This window comes from Pseudomonas sp. FIP_A4 (assembly GCF_036701605.1).
GTDB lineage: Bacteria > Pseudomonadota > Gammaproteobacteria > Pseudomonadales > Pseudomonadaceae > Stutzerimonas > Stutzerimonas phenolilytica.
In genome coordinates this window covers 39,882-59,054 of sequence record NZ_JAYDXP010000120.1, presented here as the reverse complement: position 1 = coordinate 59,054, position 19,173 = coordinate 39,882, and the positions used below count along the sequence as shown (strand labels likewise).

The following is a 19,173-nucleotide window of genomic DNA, read 5'->3' as shown; positions in this document are numbered from 1 at the left end:
AACCATGCACAGCCTGACGAACACCCGGATGCGCCAGCGCGGGCTGGCGATGGTGGAATTCGCCATCGCGCTGCCGCTGCTGCTGCTCTTGCTGCTCGCCGTCGGCGAGATGGGCCGCCTGCTGTACCAGTACAACAGCTTGCTGCAGGCCAGCCGCGACGCCAGCCGCTTCGTCGCTGGCCAGGCCTGGAACCGCACGCTCGGACGGCTGGAGCTGACCGACGAGCTGCGCGCCCAGGCCCGTGCGTTGGCGGTCTATGGCGTACCGGTGGCGAGCGCCGGCAGCCAGCCGCTGGTCAGCGGGCTGACCACCGCCCAGGTGACGGTCGGTGTGCAGGGGGCCGATCACGTGCAGGTCAGCATCAGCTATGCGTTTCGGCCGATCATCGGCAGCGGTCTGCCGGACGTCGGCTATGGCGCGAGCGTGCTGAGCTTTCCGCTGGTGGCCACCAGCGTGATGAGGGCGCTGTGATGAACGCCAGACGCATGCGCGGGGTTTACGTGGTGGAGTTCGCCATCGTCGGGCTGCTGCTGTTCGTGCTGCTGTTCGGCGTGCTGGAGATGGGCCGGCTGTTCTTCACCGTCAACGCGCTCAACGAAACGGTACGCCGTGGCGCGCGGCTGGCGGCGGTGTGCAACATCGACGATCCGCGCATCCTGCGCCGGGCGATCTTCAACGCGGCCGACGAAACCGGCGCGAGCGGCCTGATCGCCAACCTCGACACCAGCGACCTGCGGCTGGTGTACCTGGACGCCAATGGCGCCGAGATCGCCCCGGCAGCCGCCGGCAGCACGGGCTTCAGCAACATCCGCTACGTGCAGCTGCGCGTGGAGAACTTCACTTTCAACCTGCTGATTCCCGGTCTGCGCGGCGTGTTCACGCTGCCGCCGTTCTTTTCCACCCTGCCTCGCGAAAGCCTCGGCCGCCACGCCGAGCCTGATGTCATCCCGGAGATCACGCCATGCTGAATACACTCGAAATGCCCAGCGTCGTCGTGACCGGTCGGCAAACCTTGCGCATATTGATCAGCAGCCGCGATGCTGCCGCGCTGACCCGCCTCAAGGCGCTGATCCAGGAGCTTCCCGGCTTGGAGGTCAGTACGCGGCTGGTGAGCAACGGCCACACCGATCCGCTGTACGGGCTGGAGCAAATGCCCGATGTGCTGCTGCTGCATGCCAGCCACCTGTGGCGCGAGGAACTGGGCGCGCTGCAGCAGCATCCGGCGCAGTTGCGGCCGCCGCTGCTGGTGTGCGGCCCGCAGGACGATCGCGACTGCATGCGCCTGGCGATGCAGGCGGGCGCACGGGATTTCTTCCCGGAGCCGGTGCTGGCGCACGAGCTGCTTGCCGCCATCGGCCGTATTTCGCTGGAGCTGCGTGACGGCCAGGCGTGCGGCGGCAAGGTGATCGCCATCATGAACGCCAAGGGCGGCTCCGGCGCCACCATGCTGGCCTGCAACCTGGCCCACGCGCTCAGCGCCCGCGGCCGGCGTACCTTGCTGCTCGACCTGGACCTGCAGTTCGGCAGCGTCGCGCATTGCCTGGACGTCCATCCGACCCATAGCCACATCGAGGTGCTGCAGCGCGTCAATGAGCTGGACGGCATCGCGCTGCATGGTTTCTGCAGCCACTTCAGCCCGACGCTGGATGTGCTCGGCGGACGCGCTGGCGAGCTGTGCCTGACTCAGGACGTGCAGCTGGAGCAGCTGGAAAGCCTGCTCAGCCTGGCGCGCGGCAGCTATGACTGGGTGGTGGTGGACCTGCCGCGGCAGATCGACCACCTCACCGGCATCGCCCTGGAGCAGGCCGATCACGTTTATGTGGTGATGCAGCAGTCGCTCAGCCACCTCAAGGATGCCGCGCGACTGGTGCGCATCCTGCGCGAAGACCTCGGCGTTGCCGGCGAGCGCTTGCAGGTGGTGGTCAATCGCTACGACAAGACGGCACCGGTCAGCCTCAAGGACATCGCCGAGGCGCTGCGCTGCGGCGAACCGCAGAGGCTGCCGAACGACTACGCGGTAACCAGCGAAAGCCAGAACACCGGCGTGCCGCTGGAGCTGCACGCTCCGCGCGCAGCGCTGACCCAGAGCATCGCGCAGATGAGCCGGGAACTGCTCGGTGGCGAGGCCGTGGCGCCGGGGCTGCTCAAACGCACCTTTGGCCGATTCTTCGGGGGTTGATCATGCTCAGCGAACTGCGCAACCGCCTGCAGGCAGGCAAGCGAACCCCGCCCAGCGCACCGACGCCGCAAGCCGCGGCCGCAGCGGCGGACAACCTCATGGCCTGGGAGAGTGCGACGGTCGAGTCGCTGTACGAGACCCGCAGCCAGCTCAACCCGATCGATGCCGAGTGGCGCGAGAAAATCTACCAGCAGCTGCTCAAGGTGATGGACCTGTCGCTGCTCGATTCCCTGGAGCCGGCGGATGCGACGTGGCAGATCCGCGAAATCTGCCAGCGCCTGCTCGACGAACATGCCGCGCCGGTGAGCGCCGCCGGGCGCCAGCAGATCATCAAGCAGATCACCGACGAAGTGCTCGGCCTCGGCCCGCTGGAGCCGCTGCTGGCCGACGCCACGGTGTCGGACATCCTGGTCAACGGCCATGCCTCGGTCTACGTCGAACGCCACGGCAAGCTGCAGCGCACCGATGTGCGCTTTCGCGACGACCAGCACCTGCTCAACATCATCGATCGCATCGTGTCCAGTCTCGGCCGGCGCATCGACGAATCCTCGCCGCTGGTGGATGCGCGGCTGAAGGACGGCTCGCGGGTCAACGCGATCATCCCGCCGCTGGCCATTGACGGGCCGAGCGTGTCGATCCGCCGCTTCGCCGTGGACCTGCTGAATGCCGAGAGTCTGGTGCAGATGGGCACGCTGACGCCGGCCATCGCCCTGGTGCTCAAGGCCATCGTGCGCGGGCGGATGAACGTACTGGTCTCCGGCGGCACCGGCACCGGCAAGACCACCATGCTCAACGTGCTGTCGAGTTTCATCCCGCACAACGAGCGCATCGTCACCATCGAGGACTCGGCCGAGCTGCAGCTGCAGCAGCCGCATGTGGTGCGCCTGGAAACCCGGCCGCCGAATATCGAGGGGCGTGGCGAGGTGAACCAGCGCGAGCTGGTGCGCAACAGCCTGCGTATGCGCCCGGACCGCATCGTCATCGGTGAGGTGCGTGGCGCCGAGGCGCTGGACATGCTGGCGGCGATGAACACCGGCCACGACGGCTCGATCACCACCATCCACGCCAACACCCCGCGAGACGCCCTGAGCCGCATCGAGAACATGGTGTCGATGAGCGGCGCGACCTTCCCGATCAAGGCCCTGCGTCAGCAGATCGCTTCGGCCATCGACGTGGTCATTCAGCTCGAACGTCAGGAAGACGGCAAGCGGCGGCTGGTCAGCGTGCAGGAGATCAACGGCATGGAAGGCGAGATCATCACTATGACCGAGATCTTCACCTTCGAGCGCCGCGGCATTGGCGAGCACGGCGAGGTGCTCGGCGATTACCGGCCGACCGGCATGGTCCCGGCGTTCCGCGACGTGCTGGCCAAGCGCGGCATCGAGCTGCCGCTGGAGCTGTTCCGCCCGGATTGGATGGAGGCCTTGCAGCCATGAGCCAGCTTCCCGCTGAATTCTTCCTGGCGTTCTTCGGCATGATCTTCGTCGCGGTGTTCTTGCTCAGCCAGGGCCTGACGGTGCCGGTATTCGGCGAGGCGGGGCGGGTACGCAAGCGCATCCGCGAGCGTCTGCAGCTGCTCGAACAGGCCAGCGATCTGCCGAACATGCAGGTGCTGCTGCGCCAGAAGTACCTCAAGCGCCTGTCGCCGCTGGATGCCGCGCTGGAGCAGCTGCCGCTGATGGAGCGGCTGGCGCAGACGATCGAGCAGAGCGGACACCACTACCGCGCCTATCGCGTGGTGCTGCTGGGGCTGGTGCTGGGCGTCGCAGTGGCACTGCTCGGTTGGTTGCTGTTGCGGCTGTGGTGGCTGGCGGCGCTGCTGGGTTTTGCGGCGTTCTGGCTGCCGCTGCTGAAGATCGGACGTGACCGTGCCAATCGCTTCGCCGAGTTCGAGGAGGGCCTGGCCGATGCGCTGGATGCCATGTGCCGCGCGCTGCGCGCCGGCCATCCGTTCAACGAAACGCTGCGGCTGGTAGCTGACGAGCACCAGGGCGCGGTCGCCCACGAGTTCGGCCTGACCTTCGCCGACATCAACTACGGCAACGACGTGCGCCGCGCCATGCTCGGCCTGCTGGAGCGGATGCCGAGCATGACGGTGATGATGCTGGTGACCAGCATCCTCATCCACCGCGAAACCGGCGGCAACCTGACCGAGGTGCTGGAGCGCCTCAGCCGGTTGATTCGCGAGCGTTTCCGCTTCCAGCGCAAGGTCCGCACGCTGTCGGCCGAAGGGCGGATGTCGGCCTGGGTGCTGGTGTCGGTGCCGTTCGTGCTGGCGGCGGTGATCATGCTGACCACGCCGGAGTATCTGCCGTTGCTGGTCAACGAACCCATCGGGCAGAAACTCAGCATGGCGGCCTTCGGCGCGATGCTGCTGGGCATCTTCTGGATACGCCGGATCATCCGTATCCAGGTTTGAGCGGGGGGCGCGGTGATGGACTATCTCTACGGGCTGGTGCAGAGCGTGGTGGGCGATGAACAGCAGGTACGGCTGATCTTCCTGCTGGCCGTGGCGCTGAGCGCGATGCTGGCGGTGGGCACCCTGTCGGTCCTGGTGATGGGCCTGCAGGACCCGGTGCGCCGGCGTCTGGCGGTGATCAAGCGCGGCGACCTGCGCGGCGCCGAACATGCCGCGCAGGTGCCACGCGGCAATCTGCACGTGCTGCTGGAGCAGGTCGGTCAGCGCTTCGTCAGCGCCGAAGACGGCCAGCGCTCGGCGACCGCCGCGCTGCTGCAGCATGCCGGCTACCGCTCTGCCGCGGCGGTGCAGATGTACTGGGCGATCCGCCTGCTGCTGCCGCTCACGCTCTTGGTGGCGACTTTGCTGGTGCTGCCGATGGTGACCACGCCCAGCCTGACCACCGGCCTGCTGGTGGCGGGGCTGGCGGTCGGCCTCGGTTGGCTGGCGCCGGCAGTGATCGTCGAGAAGCGCCGCGACCGCCGGCAGGCCCGGCTGCGCGGGGCGTTTCCCGATGCGCTGGACCTGATGGTGGTCTGCGTGGAGTCGGGGCTGGCCCTGCCGCAGGCCATCGAGCGGGTCGCCGAGGAAATGGCGGTGAGCCAGGCCGAACTGGCCGAGGAGCTGGCGACGGTCAATGCCGAGATTCGCGCCGGTATTTCCAGCGCGGCGGCACTGGCGCATCTGGCCGAGCGCACCGGCCTGGAGGATGTGCGCGGGCTGGTCAGCCTGCTGGCGCAGAGCATCCGTTTCGGCACCAGCGTTGCCGACACGTTGCGCATCTACGCCGAGGAGTTTCGCGACCGGCGTACCCAGGCGGCGGAGGAGCAGGCCGCCAAGATCGGTACCAAGCTGGTGTTCCCGCTGATTTTCTGCCTGTGGCCGAGCTTTTTCCTGGTCGCCATCGGCCCCGCCATGATCGGCGTTCTCAAAGCGTTCGGGAGATTGTGAGATGAGAAGAATCAGTCTGCTGCTGGCCCTGTCGGCCGTGCTCGCCGGGTGTCAGTCGATGGGGCCGGAGCCGGGCGAGGGACGTTCCATCTACGCCGGCAACCATTCGGTGCTGTATCGCGCGCGGCAACAAGCCGGTTCGCTGGAGCAGGCGCTGCAGCTGGCCGACATGGCCTATCAGGCGGGGGATCTGGATCAGGCGCTGTTCCAGTATCTGCGCGTGCTGGAGCTGGAGCCCAAGCGTTATTCGGCGCTGGTCTGGGTGGGGCGGATTCACCGCGAGCGCGGCAACATCCAGCTCGCCGAACTGGCCTTCGAGGAGGTGCTGAGCAAGGCGCCGAACGATCTCGACGCGCTGGCGGAGATGGGCATGCTGCAACTGGCCAAGCGCGATCAGGATGTGGCGCGCGAGCTGCTGTCGCGCGCACTGCTGCTGGATCAGCAACGCCTGGCGAACACGTCGCAGAACGTCATGCCCGCGGTGGATGCGCTGAAGGTGGACCGGCAGTCGCCGCTGCGCCTGTACAACGCGCTCGGCGTGCTGGCCGACCTGACCAACGAGTTTCCGCTGGCCGAGCGTTACTACCGACTGGCGTTGCAGATCGAACCGCGTTCGGCGCTGGTGCAGAACAGCCTCGGCTACTCGTACTACATGGCCGGACACTGGGTGGAGGCCGAGCAGGTCTACCGCCGCGCGCTCGACCGTAACGGCAGCTACGCGCCGCTGTGGCGCAACTACGGCCTGTTGCTGGCGCGTACGCAGCGCTACGAGGCGGCGCTGTCGGCGTTCGAGCAGATCGGTTCGCGCGCCCAGGCCAGCAATGACGTGGGTTACGTCTGTCTGGTGGAGGGCCGGCTGGACGAGGCCGAGCAGTTCTTCCGCAGCGCGATGGAGCAGTCGCCGTCGCACTACGCCACCGCCTGGGACAACCTCGAGCGCGTGCGTCAGCTGCGCAAGGTGCGCCAGCTCGGCCAGGAACCGATCCAGACAGAGGCGGTCGCCGCGGCGGCCGACGTCAAGGTGTTCGCCGTACCGTAGTGGCGCCGACCAGCGAGGGACTGCTGCGCGTCGCGCGACGCGGGCCGCGCGGCAGGTAGCGCTTGAGCGCCAGCGCCGGCGCCTCGACCAGATGCCACGAGAGCACGGCCGCCAGCAGGCTGGCGCTGAAGCCAAGCACCATGAACGGCAGCAACGGCAGGTTGCCGGCGCTCCAGTACATCAGCAGTTGCTGGAGCGGAAAGCTGAATATGTACAGGCCGTAGGAAAAATCCCCGGCCTTGCCGAAGCCGGCAAGCCCTGGGATGCGCAGGTGCGCAAGGTAGATCACCAGATAGGGCAGCGTCAGCGAATGTACCAGCGGCCAGATGCCGTGGCCGGCGCTGAGCAGGCTGGTCGCCAGCAGCGGCACGGCGATCTTCCAGCTCCAGCGGATGCGATGGCGGTACAGGTACAGCACCGCGCCGAAATAGAAGAACACCCCCAGCCGGGTGAACTTGCGCAGCAGGTCGCTCTGCAGATCGAATGCCGGAATCAGGTAGAACTGCGTGGCGATCAACAGCGCCAGCCCGAGCAGCGCCATGCGCCGGCTGAACAGCCCGAGCATGCCCAGCAGCACCACCGAGGCATACATCAGCACCTCGTAGGGCAGGGTCCAGAGCGAGCCGTTGACCGTGTTGGGGAAGGGGTTGTCGACGAACACGCCGGGTAGCTGGAACTGCGTCAGCAGCGCGATGTTGCCCAGGTAGCCCAGCGTCTGCTGCCCGCTCCAGTAGTCGGCCAGCGGCAACTGCGTAGCCAGCGGCCCGATCACCAGCACGCCGAGCAGCACCGAGACGGCCAGCGCCGGGAAGATGCGCAGCGCCCGCTTGCCGACGAAGTCGATCACGCTGCGGCTGTTGAGCCAGGACGCGGCGATCAGATAACCGCTCATCACGAAAAACAGGTGAACGGCAATGTCGGCGCTGTCGTAACGGCCAGTGAACAGGCGTACCGGCTCGCTGGTGCCACGGCCGGACAGCCAGAAGCTGTGGCCGAACACCACCGCCGAGGCGGCGAAGAAGCGCAGGAAGTCGAAGTTGTTGTCGCGCGAATCGGTGGCATTCATTGCCGGTAATCTCCTGGATCAGCGCTCAGCGCAGCGGGAACGCCTCGCTCATGCCCAGTGCACAGCGTTCACCGTCGTGGATGGCTCGTTCCAGCAGGCGCAGGCGTTGCGGGGCGTTGCGCCGATGGGCGACGAGCCGTAGCAGGGCGAGGAAGATCGTGCGGTTCAGGCGCAGCAGCCAGCGCGAGCCGACCCAGACGTGGGTATCGAACCAGGCCTGGTTGCGCGCGCTGTAGTAGGCGCGAAAGTCCGAGTCGCCGAGCAGGAAGGCCTCGTAGATGTTGCGAGTGCGCGCCTTGATGTTCCACGACAGCTCCAGCTCGTCGATCAGCGCATCGGTGAGCAGGTACAGCCTGCCGCCGTCTTCGGTGATGCGGCGGGTGTATTCGGTATCGTCGGCGTACAGCACCAGATCGCGCAGCGGCACGCCGATGCGCTGGTACAGGCTGCGGTGCGCGAGCATGCCGCCATAAGGCGCGAACGGCAGGCTGATGCGCCGTGGCGGCGTGCCGCGCGGCGAGCCCCAGGGCAGGCGTCGCCAGAGCTTGTAGGGTAGTTGGGCGACGTGGAAGCCGAAGTAGCTCGAACGCGGCTGGATGGCGAAGCAGGCCGGCACGCCCTGGGCGATATCGGCCTGCTGGGTGGGGCGAAAACCCAGAACCGCGACACGCGCCAGGCCGTGCTCATTGCCCAGTTCGGCCAGCTCGCGATGCAGGATTTCCACGGCGGCGGCGCTCGGTGCGTTGTCGTCGTCCATCATCCAGATGTATTCGGCGCCGCGCTGCAGCGCGGCTTCGATGCCGACCGCGTAGCCGTTGGCCGAGCCGCTGTTGTGCGGCAGCTCGAGCAGCTCGACCTGCTCCGGCCAGCGTTCGCGCAGCGTGTCGAGCGCGGCGGTGGCGGCGTTGCTCACCACCACCACCCGCTCGATGGCCGCGAAGGCCAGCGCGCGTTCGATCAGCTGTTGCAGGTAGCCCAGGCGGTCGCCGTAGGTCACGGTCACAATCGTGGTGGTGCGTTTCATGGTCGTCTCGCGGCGGGGCGGTTTCAGGCTTCGTCGGCGGTGGACAGCAGGCTGCCGTGGGGGCAGGCCGCCGCGGGCTGATCGTCATCGTTGGGGTGGAACAGCGCATGGAAGATGACCACGTACTCCGGCCCCGGCCCGGCCCCGGCGGGCTGCGATACCGGGACGATTTCGGTGTAGGAATAGCCGTCGGCGAGGACCATTGGACGTCGGGTATTACCTGGGCGATGCATGTTGGTTCTCCTGCGCATCGGTCGATGCGCCTGTCGATCAGAACGAGTAACGGCGGGTATCCGGGGTACTGGGCAGGTAGGGCTGAACGGCCGGTTCGGCGATCACGCGCACGGTCGGCGGCGCCGGTATGGCGATGGCGCGCAGCGGTTGCGACCGCAAACAGGCGGCGCGCGGCGGCGTCTTGACGGCGCTCTCGTAAACGGCCACGCCTATGCAGCGCGTTGCGGCCGGGCTGGTTACCTGGCGTGGCTCGGCATGCGCGGTCTGTACGGTCAGCAAGACCAGACCGAGGGTGCGGCCAGCTTTCATCCACTGCTTTGCGGTGTTCATCCTTGAATCTCCGTGAGGTGGGTTGCGTACCGGTCAGGCGTGCTTGGCCGAAAGCAGCGGCTGGATGGCCGCACGTCCCTGCAGCGCCAGTTGTCCGTCGAGCAGCGACACTTCCCGTATTCGCGCCTCGACGAAAGCCTTGATTTCCTGCTTGAAGCGCTCGCCACCGAAGCGCTCCGCGTTGCTGCGGCAGTTGCTCGCGCTGATGCGCTGGCAATGCGTCTCGAAGGTCCGCACGGCGGCGACGATCGAGTCGACGCTCTGCTCGGGATAGAACACGCCGGTGGGCTTTTCGTGCTCCAGACCGCGGATGGTTTCCAGCACGCCGCCGCGAGCGAAGGCAATGACCGGCGTGCCGCAGGCCTGGGCTTCGATCGGCGCAATGCCGAAGTCCTCCTCGGCGGCGAAGACGAATGCGCGGGCACGCTGCATGTACTGGCGCAGCACCTCGTCGCTCTGGTAGCCCATGAGGGTGACGTTGGCGCTGGCGACTTCGCGCACGCGCTCCATTTCCGGGCCGGTGCCGATGACCACCAGACGTTTGTCCGGCATCGCCGCGAAGGCTTCGACGATCAGCGGAATCTTCTTGTACGGCACCATGCGTGAGGCGGTGAGGTAGAAGTCTTCCTTGGCCTCGTGCAGGGTGAAGCGGCTGGTGTCCACCGGCGGGTAGATGACCGTCGACTGGCGCCGGTAGCTCTTGTTGATGCGCTTGGCGATGAAGTGCGAGTTGGCGATGAACTCGTCGACGCCGCTGGCGGTGCGCTGGTCCCACATGCGCATGTAATGCAGCAGCATGCGCGCCAGCTTGGCCTTCACGCCGCGATCCAGGCTGGCCTCGTGCAGGTACTGGTGCTGCAGGTCCCAGGCGTAGCGGATGGGCGAGTGCACGTAGCTGATGTGCAGCTGGTTGGGGCCGGTCAGCACGCCCTTGGCGACCGCGTGGCTGCTGGAGATCACCAGGTCGTATGCCGACATGTCGAGCTGTTCGATGGCCAGCGGCATCAGCGGCAGGTACTTCTGGTAGGCGCTGCGCGCCTTGGGCAGTTGTTGGATGAAGGTGGTGGTGGCGCGCTTGCCGCCCAGCCGCGCGCGGTCCTCGTCGCAGAGGAAGTCGATGACGGCGAACAGGTCGGCTTCCGGCCAGGTCTCGCACAGCGCGGCGAGTACCCGTTCAGCTCCGGCATAGGTCACCAGCCAGTCGTGAACGATGGCGATTTTCATGGGGTCACCTCGATGGTGGAGGTGCGGCAGCGCGGGGCGCCGGCGCACGAATGGGCGATGCGGCGTTGTTAGCGCTGGCCGGGGTTCCAGCGGGCGACTGCCGGGTGGTTGTGCTTGCCGGCCAGGGTGCGGTCGATCAGGCGCGAGACCGTCCGGGCCGAGGCCTCCCAGGAGTAGCGCGCCACGTTGGCACGGCCGACTACGCGCAGGTCGTTGCGCAGGCTGGCGTCCTGCAGCACACGGCTCATGGCCAGGGCCATCGAGCGAATGTCCAGCGGGTCGAAGTACAGCGCGCTTTCGCCGAGCACCTCGGGAATCGACGCGGCGCGCGCAGCGATGACCGGGCAGCCGCAGGCCTGCGCTTCCAGCGGCGGGATGCCGAAACCTTCGTACAGCGAGGGAAACACGAACGCCCGCGCGCCCTGGTATTCCTCCACCAGCTCCTCGTCGCTGAGGCGCCCGAGCATGCGGATGCGCTGGTTGCCGTTGACCAGGCAGTTGCCGGCGGAAAACACCGAATGCGAATCACCGACGATGCGCAGCTCGGTATCGTCGAAGCCCTCCAGGCTGAGAAAGGCTGCGACCATCCGCTCGAAATTCTTGTGCGCGTTGGGCGAGGAGACGGCCAGCAGGTACGGCTTTGCTGCGCCCCGGCAATCGCTCGCGCTGAACGGTCTGAAGCGCGGCGCCACCGCGTTCGGCACCACGCAGATGTGGTCTGCGGGGTAGCCATAGTGCTGGGCGATTTCCCGGCGGGAAAACTCGCTGACGGTGATCAGCGCGCGGATGCGCCGCAGCAGCAGCGGCGTCATGGTCTGGTAGAAGCGGCGGAACAGCGGCGAATAGCTCTCCGGGTGGCGCACGTAGGTGATGTCGTGATGGGTGGCGATCTGGTTGGCGTAGGCCAGCGGGGCCGTGTTGCACAGCGAGACCAGCGGCGGCCGGCCGTTGCGCGCGAGCCACAGCGGCAGATCCAGCTGCTCCCACAGATGGCCGCGGTTGCGGCCGATGCGGCGCACGTTGAGCTGGGTGGCGCTGTCGCGCAGATGCACGTCATGCGGTGCCACGAACAGCAGATCGCTGCGCAGCTTGCCCAGTTCGAGGGACAGCTGCTCGGCAAAGCGCTGTACCCCGCGAATCTCCTGGGTCAGGAAACGAGCGTTGATCACGATCATGGGACTACTCCTTCAGGGGCCTGCGCCAGCGATCCGGCGCCGGCAAGACAGAGTGTTTCAGTGCGTCGGCGACGCGCGGGTACTGATGATCTTGGGGAACTCGTTCAGCTCGATGCGCGCCGTGCAGGCCTGGCCGGCAGCGGCGCAGTTCCAGCGCACGTCGCTGGCGAAGCGTCCGCGCTGCGGCGTGGCGGTATCGAGCATCTGCACGTTGCCGGCCCGCCCGCGGGCGCTTTCGATGGCCAGCGTGCGCGGGCGTCCACCGGTCCAGGCGACCAGCAGTTCGTCGTCGTCGCGGGCGAAGCGCAACAGCACCACCTCGCCACGGGCGCGGCGCTCGTGGCCGAGCAGTTCGTATTCGCCGACGATCTCGCTGATCGCCTGCAGCACCGCATACGCCGGTTTGGCCGAGTAGTCGTGGCGCAGCAGGCCGAAGTTGTGCTCGCGCTCGCGGCGGTCGGTGCCGTCGTTTCTGAAGTCGTACCACCACATGCCCTTGACGTTCGGCAGCGTGCGGGCGAGGAAGTAGCTGCGCGCCAGGTAAGCCGCCTGTAGCGTTTCGCTGACGCCGCAGGCGCCGTCATGCGCGGGCCAGGCCATCTCGGTCAGGTACAGCGGCACCGGCCGGCCGGCAGCCACGCTCAGCTGCTGGTCGACCTCGGCGAGCCAGTCGATCCAGGCTTCGGGCGTGTCGCGCCGCCAGCCGCGGCAGTGCACGTACGGATGCAGCGACAGGCCGTCGACCGCTTGCAGCACGCCATGCTCGATCAGCCGCCGGGCGAAACCGGATTCGATGCCCTGGGTCGTCACCGCGCCGGCCAGCACCCTGGCGGCCGGATCCTGCTCGCGGATGATGCCGGCGGCGTCGGCGACCAGACGCGCATAGTCCTCGCTGAAGGTGGGGCTGTGCGGGTCTTCCACGTCCCACTCGTTCCACACTTCGTAGTGCGCGACCTGGCCTTTCAGCGCGCCGGCCAGGTGGCTTACGTAGCGGTTGAACGCCGCGCGCACCGGCTCGCTGCGAGGTTTTTCGCCCTCGCCGTGAAAGCGGTTGCCATAGCCGAGAATGAACAGCGTATCCAGGCCGTGCCGGCGGTTGTCGGCAAGGTAGCGTTGCCAGGAGGGCTCGATCAGCAGGCGGTTGCGTTCGCGTTCCACGTAGGCCCAGTGCGCATCGGTGCGGACCGAGGTGATGCCGGCGGCGCTGGCGAGCGCGCCGGGCTGTTTGCCGGCTACACCTTTGTGCAGCTCATGCGAGCAGACGCCAACAGTGAACAGCGGCTCGGCGGTCTGTGCCGCCGTGGTCAGGGTGAAGCCGAGCAGGCTGCCGAACAGCGCCAGCGGCAACAGGGCGAAGCAATTCATCATCGGTCTCGTCGTGGTTACGCCAGGTGGCGGGGATCGGTGATGCGCGGCGTCATCAGGCTGGCCGCCGGTCGGTCGAGCGGGGTAAGCACGTGCGCAATCGCCAGGCCGAGGAACAGGCTGGCAATGGGCACTTCCAGCACGTCGGTGGCCCAGGCCACCAGGCAGATGCAGAACACTGCGCCCAGCAGGCCGCTGCGCACGCGCGGGCCGCGCTCGTGCAGGCGCAGCAGCAGCGGCAGGGCCAGCAGGTACAGCGCGACGCCGCTCAGGCCGAGCATTCCCCATAGGTACAGCGCGGTGTTGTCGGCGATGGCCAGCAACTCCAGGCCCGGAATGGGAAACGCCGTGCCGCTGCTGCCCACCGCACCGAAGCCCGCGCCCCACCAGATCGAGGCCTGGCTCGTCACGTTGTCGATGAAGTTCGGCCAGCTGTTGACCAGGCGATCGGCGAACGAGGCCAGCAGGCTGCTGCTGACCGCGGCGATGGGGTCGACGCGCAACAGCAGGCTAGCGATCGGCAGCGCCGCGCCACCCAGCACCGCGAGGAAAAACGCCGTGGCGCTGGCGAAGCGGTACGCGGCGAAGGTCAGCATGAGCAGGGTGACCACATACGCCGCCACGCTCGACTTGTTGGTGGTTAGCACGATGCCGGCCAGCGACACGCCGTAGAGCAGCACGCGCAGCAGCCGCGAGCGGATGAAGGCAGCGAGAACCAGGCTGTACACGGCAATCATCACCGACAGGCTGGTGGACATCCGCGCGAAGCCGCCGATGCGGTCGATATCGTCCATTGCCCAGGAGCGATTGCCGCTCAGTTCCACGTCGCCGAGCATGTAGCTGTAGCCCTTCCACGGCACGCTGATGAGCATGTCCAGCGCGATGCCGACGAACGAGGCGAGCAGGCAGAAGCCGATCACCCGGATCAGCAGCGCCAGCTTGCCTTCCAGATACCCGCCGCAGATCACGCCGAACAGCAGCGGGATGTAGATGAACAGCGCGAAGCCGATGTTGGCCAGCTCCGCGCCGTTGAGCAGCGCCAGCCAGGCCGAGGTCACCAGCGCCAGCAGCACCAGCCAGAACAGCGGCTGCCCGCGGTAGCCGAGCAGCTCCAGGCTGAGCGCGGCCAGGCACGCCATCTTCGGCAGGTAGAGCAGCCAGGACACTCCGGCCAGCGCGCTGTAGTAGCGCAGCGCGCCGGAAAACGTCTCGGTCAGCAGCAGTGCGGCGGCGATCAGCGTCAGCAGCGTCGGCTTATCGATCTCGAGCGGATGCGACGCTGGGCGTCGGGCAGTGATCAGCAGGCTCTGGTTCATGGCGAATGCTCTTTCCCTGAAGCGTTTTACGCAGGATGGACTGGTACTCATCCAACATGCGTTCCCTATCCAGCAGCGGTTCGACGCTGGCGCGCGCCTGCCGGCCCAGGCGCTCGCGCAGGTCGGCGTCGAGGTACAGCCAGAGCATGGCGATGGCCAGCGAATGCGGTTCGTGCGGCGAGCAGAGCAGGCCGTTGAGGTTGTCCTGGATGATTTCCGGCAGGCCGCCGCGCTGGGTGGCGATCACTGGCACGTGGTTGGCGCAGGCCTCCACGGCGACCAGTCCGAAGGGCTCATCCCATAGTGATGGCACCACCAGCACATCGATCTCGCGCATGAAGTCGTCGGCCTTGCGATAGCCGTGGAAGGTGACCTTGCTTGGGTCGGCCTGGGCCTTGAGCCGCGCTTCGTAATCCAGCTTGCCGCGCCCGGCGATCTCCAGCCGCGCATCGATGGCCAGCGCCTGAAATTGCTCGATCAGCCAGGCAACGCCCTTGTTCTCCGACAATGTGCCGATGTAGCCGAAACGCAGCGGCTGGTTCACCGGCCGCGCCGCCGGCGCGCGCTGCTCGGCATTGGCTTCGCTGCGGTTGTGCACTACATAGCGGCTGGCGTGGGGGAAGTAACCGTGGCTGGCGACCCGTTCCAGCACGAAGCGGCTGACCCCGATCACCGCCGCCACCTGCGCCGAGGCGCCGGCGTGGCGGATGCGCATGAACCGGCATTGGCCGCATTGCTGCGTGCAGACCTTGCCGTGGTTGAACATGGTGTCCTTGGGGCACAGCAGATAGAGGTCATGCAGCACCTGAACGATCGGCACGCCGGCAGCGCTGATCTCGTCCCAAGCGGAAATCGACCAGCCGGTGAGATTGTTGCTGACCACGATGTCCGGCCGCTCCAGCGCCAGCACGGCGCGTACGTAGCGGCGCATGCGCTGGTTGTAGCGGTCGAGCAGGTGCCAGCCCATGCGCGCGAGGCGGCCGGGACGCTGCTGGGTGTAGTGCCAGTAGAGGTTGTGCAGACCCGCACGGTAGACCCGCACGTTCTGCTGCACCTGCTGCTGCAGGCCGGCATCCGGTCCGGTTGCCAGCACGGCCACGTCGCAACCGCGCCGTTGCAGACCTTCGGCCAGCTGGCGCAGCACCACTTCGGCGCCGCCGCCGATGTGTGGCGGATAGAAGGCGTTGAGAAAAAGGATCTTCATCGGTTCGAGACTCGCTGATGCCGGACAATCCGGCCGTTCATGCAAAGCACTGCAGGTAGTGGTTCGGCACCGTGATCTTTTGCTGCCGGTGCAGCAGGTTGAGCAGGATGATCGAGCGCTGCTCGCCGTCGCTGGCGACGAAGATCGCCTCCAGCTCGCGCAGCCCCCCGCCGCTGATCTGCACCCGCTCGCCAGGGCTGAACGGCGCCGCGACCATCGCCGGCACGGCAAGGCGCTGGCGCAACTGCTCGATCAGCTCGTCCTGCACCGGAATCGGGTGGCCGCCGAAGCTGACGACCCGGCTGACGCCGCGTGTGGAGCGGATCGGGTACCAGTTGTCCTTGGCGGGGTCGAGGCGAATGAACAGGTAGCCGGGGAACAGCGGCTCGGCGTGGCGCGCCGGCTGCTTGCCGCTGGTGGTGTTGCGCAGCGGGCGGTAGCACTCGTAGTGCTGACGCAGCAGGTGTTCTTCGGCGCGCGATTCCTGGCGTGGCTTGGTCTGGATGAGATACCAGCGCGGTGTGTGGAGCGGTGTCATGTGAGGTCCTTCCCGGTGTGGATCGGCCAGCCTGGCCGGAATGAGGGTCATGCCAGGTGCAGCGTTGGCCTTGTCTCGCGGCCTTCGATCACGCCGAAGCGGTTGAGCATGTCCTTGAGCGTTTCGCGGTCGTTGAACATCAGCACATCGATGATCGACAGCGCCGGCACGAAGGGATGGTTCAACTGCGGATAGCTCAGGTCGTCGTCCATACGCAGGAAGCGCAACAGCAGGCCTTCGGCGCGGAAGCGGGCAGGGCAGTACAGGGCGATGCCACCGATGGGGTTGAGGTACAGCTCGCCGTCCATGCGCCGGGCGATCTGGATGACGCGGTCCTGCTTGTCCATCACCGGCGGCAGGCACAGGTCCGAGCCGCGGAAAATCGGCGTGGTGATGCCCATGTACTGGCACAGGCGGCGCAGCGAGTACTCGGTGAACAGCGCCAGGTTGCGCTCCGGGTATTCGAGAATCTCGCGCAGCAGCGGCATCACCTGATCGCGCTGCGGTGCCTTGGCGTAGGCGTGCTCGATCTTGCGCAGCAGGGTCTGGGCCTGCTGGTCGAAGTCGTCACTCAGCCAGCGCTCGTTGATGCGGTCGTACTGGTGGCCCTTCTTCAGGGGAAAGGTGATCAGCTTCGGCTGGCCGTCACCCAGAATCCGGTTGCGATTCATCCATGAGCCCTTTTCGTACTGCAGGTCGTCGCCCAGTACGAACACGTCACTGACGTTGATCAGTTGAAAGTAGCCCAGGTACGGAAACAGGTACGGTTGCATCATGGCGATGGTGCGGAGCACGGCGCTTCTCCTTGTGCGTTGTCAGGCTTTCTGGGGATAGCTGTAGTAACCGTAGGCGCCGGTGTCGTACGCCGAGTTGGAGGCACGGCGGCGTATGCCGTTGAGGATCGCGCCCTTGAGCAGCACGCCGTTGTGCATCAGGCGGCGCTTGGCGGCCTCGATCTGTGCGGCGCTGCTGACGCCGAAACGCGTCACCAGCAGGCTGGTGCCGGCCTGCTGGGCGACCAGCACGGCATCGGTCACGGCCAGCACCGGCGGGGTGTCGACGATGACGAAGTCATAGTGCTGCTCGGCTTCCTTGAGCAGCCGGGCAAAGTTGTCGTGCATCAGCAGTTCGGACGGATTGGGCGCGTTGCAACCGCTGGCGATGAAATCCAGATTCTTCTGCGCGGTGCGCCGGGTCACCTCGTTCAGCGGCAGCCCGCCGGCGAGTGCGTCGGACAGACCGTGGCGCGGTGTGAGGCCCAGCACGCGATGCAGGTAACCGCGGCGCATGTCGGCGTCGATCAGCAGCACGCGCTGGCCGCTCTGGGCGATGACCGCCGCCAGGTTGCTGGAGACGAACGACTTGCCGACGCCCGGCGTCGGGCTGGTGATCATCAGCACCCGGTTGCGCGCCTCGAGGGTGGCGAACTTGAGGCTGGTACGCAGGCTACGCATGGACTCGACTGCCAGATCGGCCGGGTCGATGAGGCTGAGCAGCCGGGCCAGACCGTCGTTCGCCTTGTGTGCTTTTTGCAGTTGCTCCTGACGGCTGGAGAACGGCGTGGCGGCATACACCGGAATGCCGAGCTTCTCGATCACGTCGGGGCTTTCCACGCCGCGATAGAAGGCCTGGCGCAGCAGGATGACCAGCGCCGAGGCCAGCAGTCCGAGAAAGATGGCGATGCCGACGATCAGCGGGCGGATTGGCTTGGCCGGCTTCTCGGTGGTGGTGTAGGCATCGTCGATGATGCGCACGTTGCCGATGGTGCCGGCGCGCAGGACGTCCTGCTCCTGGGCCTGGTTCATCAGCAGCGTGTAGGTTTCGGTGGTGACTTCCATGTCACGCTTCAACCGCAGCAGCTCCTGCTGGGTTTCCGGCAACGCATCGACCTTCTTCAGCAGCTGCTCCTTCTGCGTCTGCAACTGGCCGATCTGTTTCATCAGCGTCTGGTAGATCGGGTGTTCGCGGGTGTACAGCCGGTTGTACTCGACGCGTTTGAGGTTGTGCTCGGAGAGCAGTTTTTCCAGCTCGACGATCTGCTCGAGCACCGATTCGGTCTCGATGCTGATGTCCACCGACTTGGCGCTGGTCTGGTAGGCATTGAGCGCAGCCTCCGCCTTTTCCAGCTCCTTGCGCACCAGCGGCAGCTGCGAACGCAGAAACTCCAGACGCTGCGCGGCCTCGGCCGAGCTGCGTTCGACGTTCTGGCGTACATAGAGGCGGCCGATTTCGTCGAGCACGGCGGTGGCCTGTTGCGCGTCGGCGTCTTCCAGCGACAGGTAGATGATCCCCGAGTCTTTGCCGGCTTCGCCGACCTTGAGTCGGTCCTGGTAATCCAGTGCGGTGGTCTGCGCGCGGCTGCGCACCAGCTCGAACTCGGTGCCGGGACGCGCCAGCAGTTCGCTGATCTGGACCTTGAAGCCACGGCTGGCTACGGCCTGGCCCACTTCGCCGCGCAGCAGCAGGGTTTGTTCTTCATCCAGCAGCCGATAGCCACCGTCGTTCTCGGCGACGAGGGTGAGCTTTTCGCCCAGGTAGGCCGGCGGTACGTCGAGCTGGAACACCTCGATCTTCTCGCCGCCCCAGGCAAGGCTGGCGAGGCCGAACAGCGGGGCGGCCAGTGGACCGTCGACGGCCGGGTCGTGCTGCCGCGCGAGGTAGCCGCCCAGCAGCGGCAGCCGCTTGGGCTTGGCGGTGATGTAGAGCTTGAGGTTTTCCACCGTCTTGCCCAGCACGGCGCGCGACTTGAGCAGGGAAATCTCGGTGACGGCCTGGGATACCGAATCCGGCCGGGGCACGACCTCCGGCACGCCGGTGATACCGGTCTTCTTCGGCTCGATCTGGATCATCGCGGTGGCTTCGTAGATCGGCGTGGCGACTACGGCGTAGGCGATGCCCAGGGCGGCGAACAGCCCGGTGATGCTGGCGATCAGTCCCTTGTGGTCGTAGGCGGTACGCAGAATACCGGCCAGATCGATACGGCTGTCCGTGTCGTATTCCAGCGAGGAGCGGGTCAGTGCAGTCATTGGGGATCCATCCTGATGGTGCAGTGAAACAGGGTTTTGTAAC

19 protein-coding genes are annotated in these 19,173 nt (G+C 66.7%); 7 read left to right on the top strand and 12 right to left on the bottom strand.

Annotated elements, in window-relative coordinates:
- Positions 1 to 4: 4 nt before the first annotated feature.
- The 7 genes from U8L64_RS06850 to U8L64_RS06820 are packed head-to-tail and all read left to right on the top strand — an operon-like array spanning position 5 to position 6,628.
- On the top strand, positions 5 to 472 hold the full coding sequence (locus U8L64_RS06850) for a TadE/TadG family type IV pilus assembly protein (protein WP_333395068.1): 468 nt from the start codon (positions 5 to 7) through the stop codon (positions 470 to 472).
- Positions 472 to 969, top strand: coding sequence for a TadE/TadG family type IV pilus assembly protein (locus tag U8L64_RS06845; protein ID WP_156714258.1), 498 nt, complete (start codon positions 472 to 474; stop codon positions 967 to 969). The genes U8L64_RS06850 and U8L64_RS06845 overlap by 1 nt, the downstream gene beginning before the upstream one ends.
- Complete coding sequence (locus U8L64_RS06840) at positions 963 to 2,180, top strand: AAA family ATPase (protein ID WP_333395065.1); 1,218 nt, start codon at positions 963 to 965, stop codon at positions 2,178 to 2,180. Before U8L64_RS06845 ends, U8L64_RS06840 begins: the two co-directional genes overlap by 7 nt.
- A 2-nt stretch (positions 2,181 to 2,182) precedes the next feature.
- Positions 2,183 to 3,616: a CpaF family protein gene (locus U8L64_RS06835; RefSeq protein WP_077682473.1), complete on the top strand. Its 1,434-nt coding sequence runs from the start codon at positions 2,183 to 2,185 to the stop codon at positions 3,614 to 3,616.
- A complete protein-coding gene (locus tag U8L64_RS06830; RefSeq protein WP_043298981.1) occupies positions 3,613 to 4,599 on the top strand; it encodes a type II secretion system F family protein in 987 nt (328 codons plus the stop codon). The genes U8L64_RS06835 and U8L64_RS06830 overlap by 4 nt, the downstream gene beginning before the upstream one ends.
- Positions 4,600 to 4,614: 15 nt before the next feature.
- Positions 4,615 to 5,589, top strand: coding sequence for a type II secretion system F family protein (locus tag U8L64_RS06825; RefSeq protein WP_333395061.1), 975 nt, complete (start codon positions 4,615 to 4,617; stop codon positions 5,587 to 5,589).
- 1 nt (position 5,590) lies between these two features.
- Positions 5,591 to 6,628, top strand: a complete 1,038-nt coding sequence (locus U8L64_RS06820) for a tetratricopeptide repeat protein (RefSeq protein WP_043298979.1) — start codon at positions 5,591 to 5,593, stop codon at positions 6,626 to 6,628.
- Here the strand turns inward: U8L64_RS06820 and U8L64_RS06815 are convergent.
- The 12 genes from U8L64_RS06815 to U8L64_RS06760 form a co-directional block, all read right to left on the bottom strand.
- Positions 6,606 to 7,694: an acyltransferase family protein gene (locus tag U8L64_RS06815; protein WP_333395058.1), complete on the bottom strand. Its 1,089-nt coding sequence runs from the start codon at positions 7,692 to 7,694 to the stop codon at positions 6,606 to 6,608. The two genes, U8L64_RS06820 and U8L64_RS06815, sit on opposite strands and share 23 nt — an antisense overlap.
- Before the next feature lie 25 nt (positions 7,695 to 7,719).
- Positions 7,720 to 8,718, bottom strand: coding sequence for a glycosyltransferase (locus tag U8L64_RS06810; protein WP_333395056.1), 999 nt, complete (start codon positions 8,716 to 8,718; stop codon positions 7,720 to 7,722).
- 23 nt (positions 8,719 to 8,741) lie between these two features.
- Positions 8,742 to 8,951 carry a hypothetical protein gene (locus U8L64_RS06805; RefSeq protein ID WP_043298976.1) on the bottom strand — a complete coding sequence of 70 codons (210 nt, stop codon included), beginning with the start codon at positions 8,949 to 8,951 and terminating at the stop codon, positions 8,742 to 8,744.
- Between the two features lie 37 nt (positions 8,952 to 8,988).
- Positions 8,989 to 9,282 carry a hypothetical protein gene (locus tag U8L64_RS06800; protein ID WP_138299769.1) on the bottom strand — a complete coding sequence of 98 codons (294 nt, stop codon included), beginning with the start codon at positions 9,280 to 9,282 and terminating at the stop codon, positions 8,989 to 8,991.
- A 33-nt stretch (positions 9,283 to 9,315) separates the two neighbouring features.
- Positions 9,316 to 10,506 carry a glycosyltransferase family 4 protein gene (locus U8L64_RS06795; protein ID WP_043298974.1) on the bottom strand — a complete coding sequence of 397 codons (1,191 nt, stop codon included), beginning with the start codon at positions 10,504 to 10,506 and terminating at the stop codon, positions 9,316 to 9,318.
- A 68-nt stretch (positions 10,507 to 10,574) separates the two neighbouring features.
- Positions 10,575 to 11,681, bottom strand: a complete 1,107-nt coding sequence (locus U8L64_RS06790; RefSeq protein WP_333395052.1) for a glycosyltransferase family 4 protein — start codon at positions 11,679 to 11,681, stop codon at positions 10,575 to 10,577.
- Between the two features lie 57 nt (positions 11,682 to 11,738).
- Entirely contained in the window at positions 11,739 to 13,046 is a 1,308-nt protein-coding gene (locus U8L64_RS06785; protein ID WP_139346414.1) for a hypothetical protein, read from the bottom strand.
- A 17-nt stretch (positions 13,047 to 13,063) separates the two neighbouring features.
- Complete coding sequence (locus U8L64_RS06780) at positions 13,064 to 14,362, bottom strand: hypothetical protein (RefSeq protein WP_333395048.1); 1,299 nt, start codon at positions 14,360 to 14,362, stop codon at positions 13,064 to 13,066.
- Positions 14,301 to 15,566 (bottom strand): glycosyltransferase family 4 protein, encoded by a 1,266-nt coding sequence (locus tag U8L64_RS06775; RefSeq protein WP_333395046.1) that lies wholly within the window; start codon positions 15,564 to 15,566, stop codon positions 14,301 to 14,303. Before U8L64_RS06775 ends, U8L64_RS06780 begins: the two co-directional genes overlap by 62 nt.
- 37 nt (positions 15,567 to 15,603) lie before the next feature.
- On the bottom strand, positions 15,604 to 16,104 hold the full coding sequence (gene rfaH, locus U8L64_RS06770; protein ID WP_054094894.1) for a transcription/translation regulatory transformer protein RfaH: 501 nt from the start codon (positions 16,102 to 16,104) through the stop codon (positions 15,604 to 15,606).
- A 47-nt stretch (positions 16,105 to 16,151) separates the two neighbouring features.
- Positions 16,152 to 16,898 (bottom strand): WbqC family protein, encoded by a 747-nt coding sequence (locus tag U8L64_RS06765; RefSeq protein WP_333395043.1) that lies wholly within the window; start codon positions 16,896 to 16,898, stop codon positions 16,152 to 16,154.
- Positions 16,899 to 16,919: 21 nt separating this feature from the next.
- Positions 16,920 to 19,130, bottom strand: coding sequence for a polysaccharide biosynthesis tyrosine autokinase (locus U8L64_RS06760; protein ID WP_333395041.1), 2,211 nt, complete (start codon positions 19,128 to 19,130; stop codon positions 16,920 to 16,922).
- Between the last annotated feature and the right edge of the window lie 43 nt (positions 19,131 to 19,173).

Bases quoted from the DNA above. Each gene is read 5' to 3' on its own strand.
- U8L64_RS06775 (WP_333395046.1), bottom strand. From the start codon at position 15,566: ATGAAGATCCTTTTTCTCAACGCCTTCTATCCGCCACACATCGGCGGC.
- U8L64_RS06800 (WP_138299769.1), bottom strand. From the start codon at position 9,282: ATGAACACCGCAAAGCAGTGGATGAAAGCTGGCCGCACCCTCGGTCTG.
- U8L64_RS06790 (WP_333395052.1), bottom strand. From the start codon at position 11,681: ATGATCGTGATCAACGCTCGTTTCCTGACCCAGGAGATTCGCGGGGTA.
- U8L64_RS06805 (WP_043298976.1), bottom strand. From the start codon at position 8,951: ATGCATCGCCCAGGTAATACCCGACGTCCAATGGTCCTCGCCGACGGC.
- U8L64_RS06795 (WP_043298974.1), bottom strand. From the start codon at position 10,506: ATGAAAATCGCCATCGTTCACGACTGGCTGGTGACCTATGCCGGAGCT.
- U8L64_RS06830 (WP_043298981.1), top strand. From the start codon at position 3,613: ATGAGCCAGCTTCCCGCTGAATTCTTCCTGGCGTTCTTCGGCATGATC.
- U8L64_RS06850 (WP_333395068.1), top strand. From the start codon at position 5: ATGCACAGCCTGACGAACACCCGGATGCGCCAGCGCGGGCTGGCGATG.
- U8L64_RS06820 (WP_043298979.1), top strand. From the start codon at position 5,591: ATGAGAAGAATCAGTCTGCTGCTGGCCCTGTCGGCCGTGCTCGCCGGG.
- U8L64_RS06785 (WP_139346414.1), bottom strand. From the start codon at position 13,046: ATGAATTGCTTCGCCCTGTTGCCGCTGGCGCTGTTCGGCAGCCTGCTC.
- U8L64_RS06815 (WP_333395058.1), bottom strand. From the start codon at position 7,694: ATGAATGCCACCGATTCGCGCGACAACAACTTCGACTTCCTGCGCTTC.
- U8L64_RS06835 (WP_077682473.1), top strand. From the start codon at position 2,183: ATGCTCAGCGAACTGCGCAACCGCCTGCAGGCAGGCAAGCGAACCCCG.
- U8L64_RS06825 (WP_333395061.1), top strand. From the start codon at position 4,615: ATGGACTATCTCTACGGGCTGGTGCAGAGCGTGGTGGGCGATGAACAG.
- U8L64_RS06845 (WP_156714258.1), top strand. From the start codon at position 472: ATGAACGCCAGACGCATGCGCGGGGTTTACGTGGTGGAGTTCGCCATC.
- U8L64_RS06780 (WP_333395048.1), bottom strand. From the start codon at position 14,362: ATGAACCAGAGCCTGCTGATCACTGCCCGACGCCCAGCGTCGCATCCG.
- U8L64_RS06810 (WP_333395056.1), bottom strand. From the start codon at position 8,718: ATGAAACGCACCACCACGATTGTGACCGTGACCTACGGCGACCGCCTG.
- rfaH (WP_054094894.1), bottom strand. From the start codon at position 16,104: ATGACACCGCTCCACACACCGCGCTGGTATCTCATCCAGACCAAGCCA.
- U8L64_RS06840 (WP_333395065.1), top strand. From the start codon at position 963: ATGCTGAATACACTCGAAATGCCCAGCGTCGTCGTGACCGGTCGGCAA.
- U8L64_RS06760 (WP_333395041.1), bottom strand. From the start codon at position 19,130: ATGACTGCACTGACCCGCTCCTCGCTGGAATACGACACGGACAGCCGT.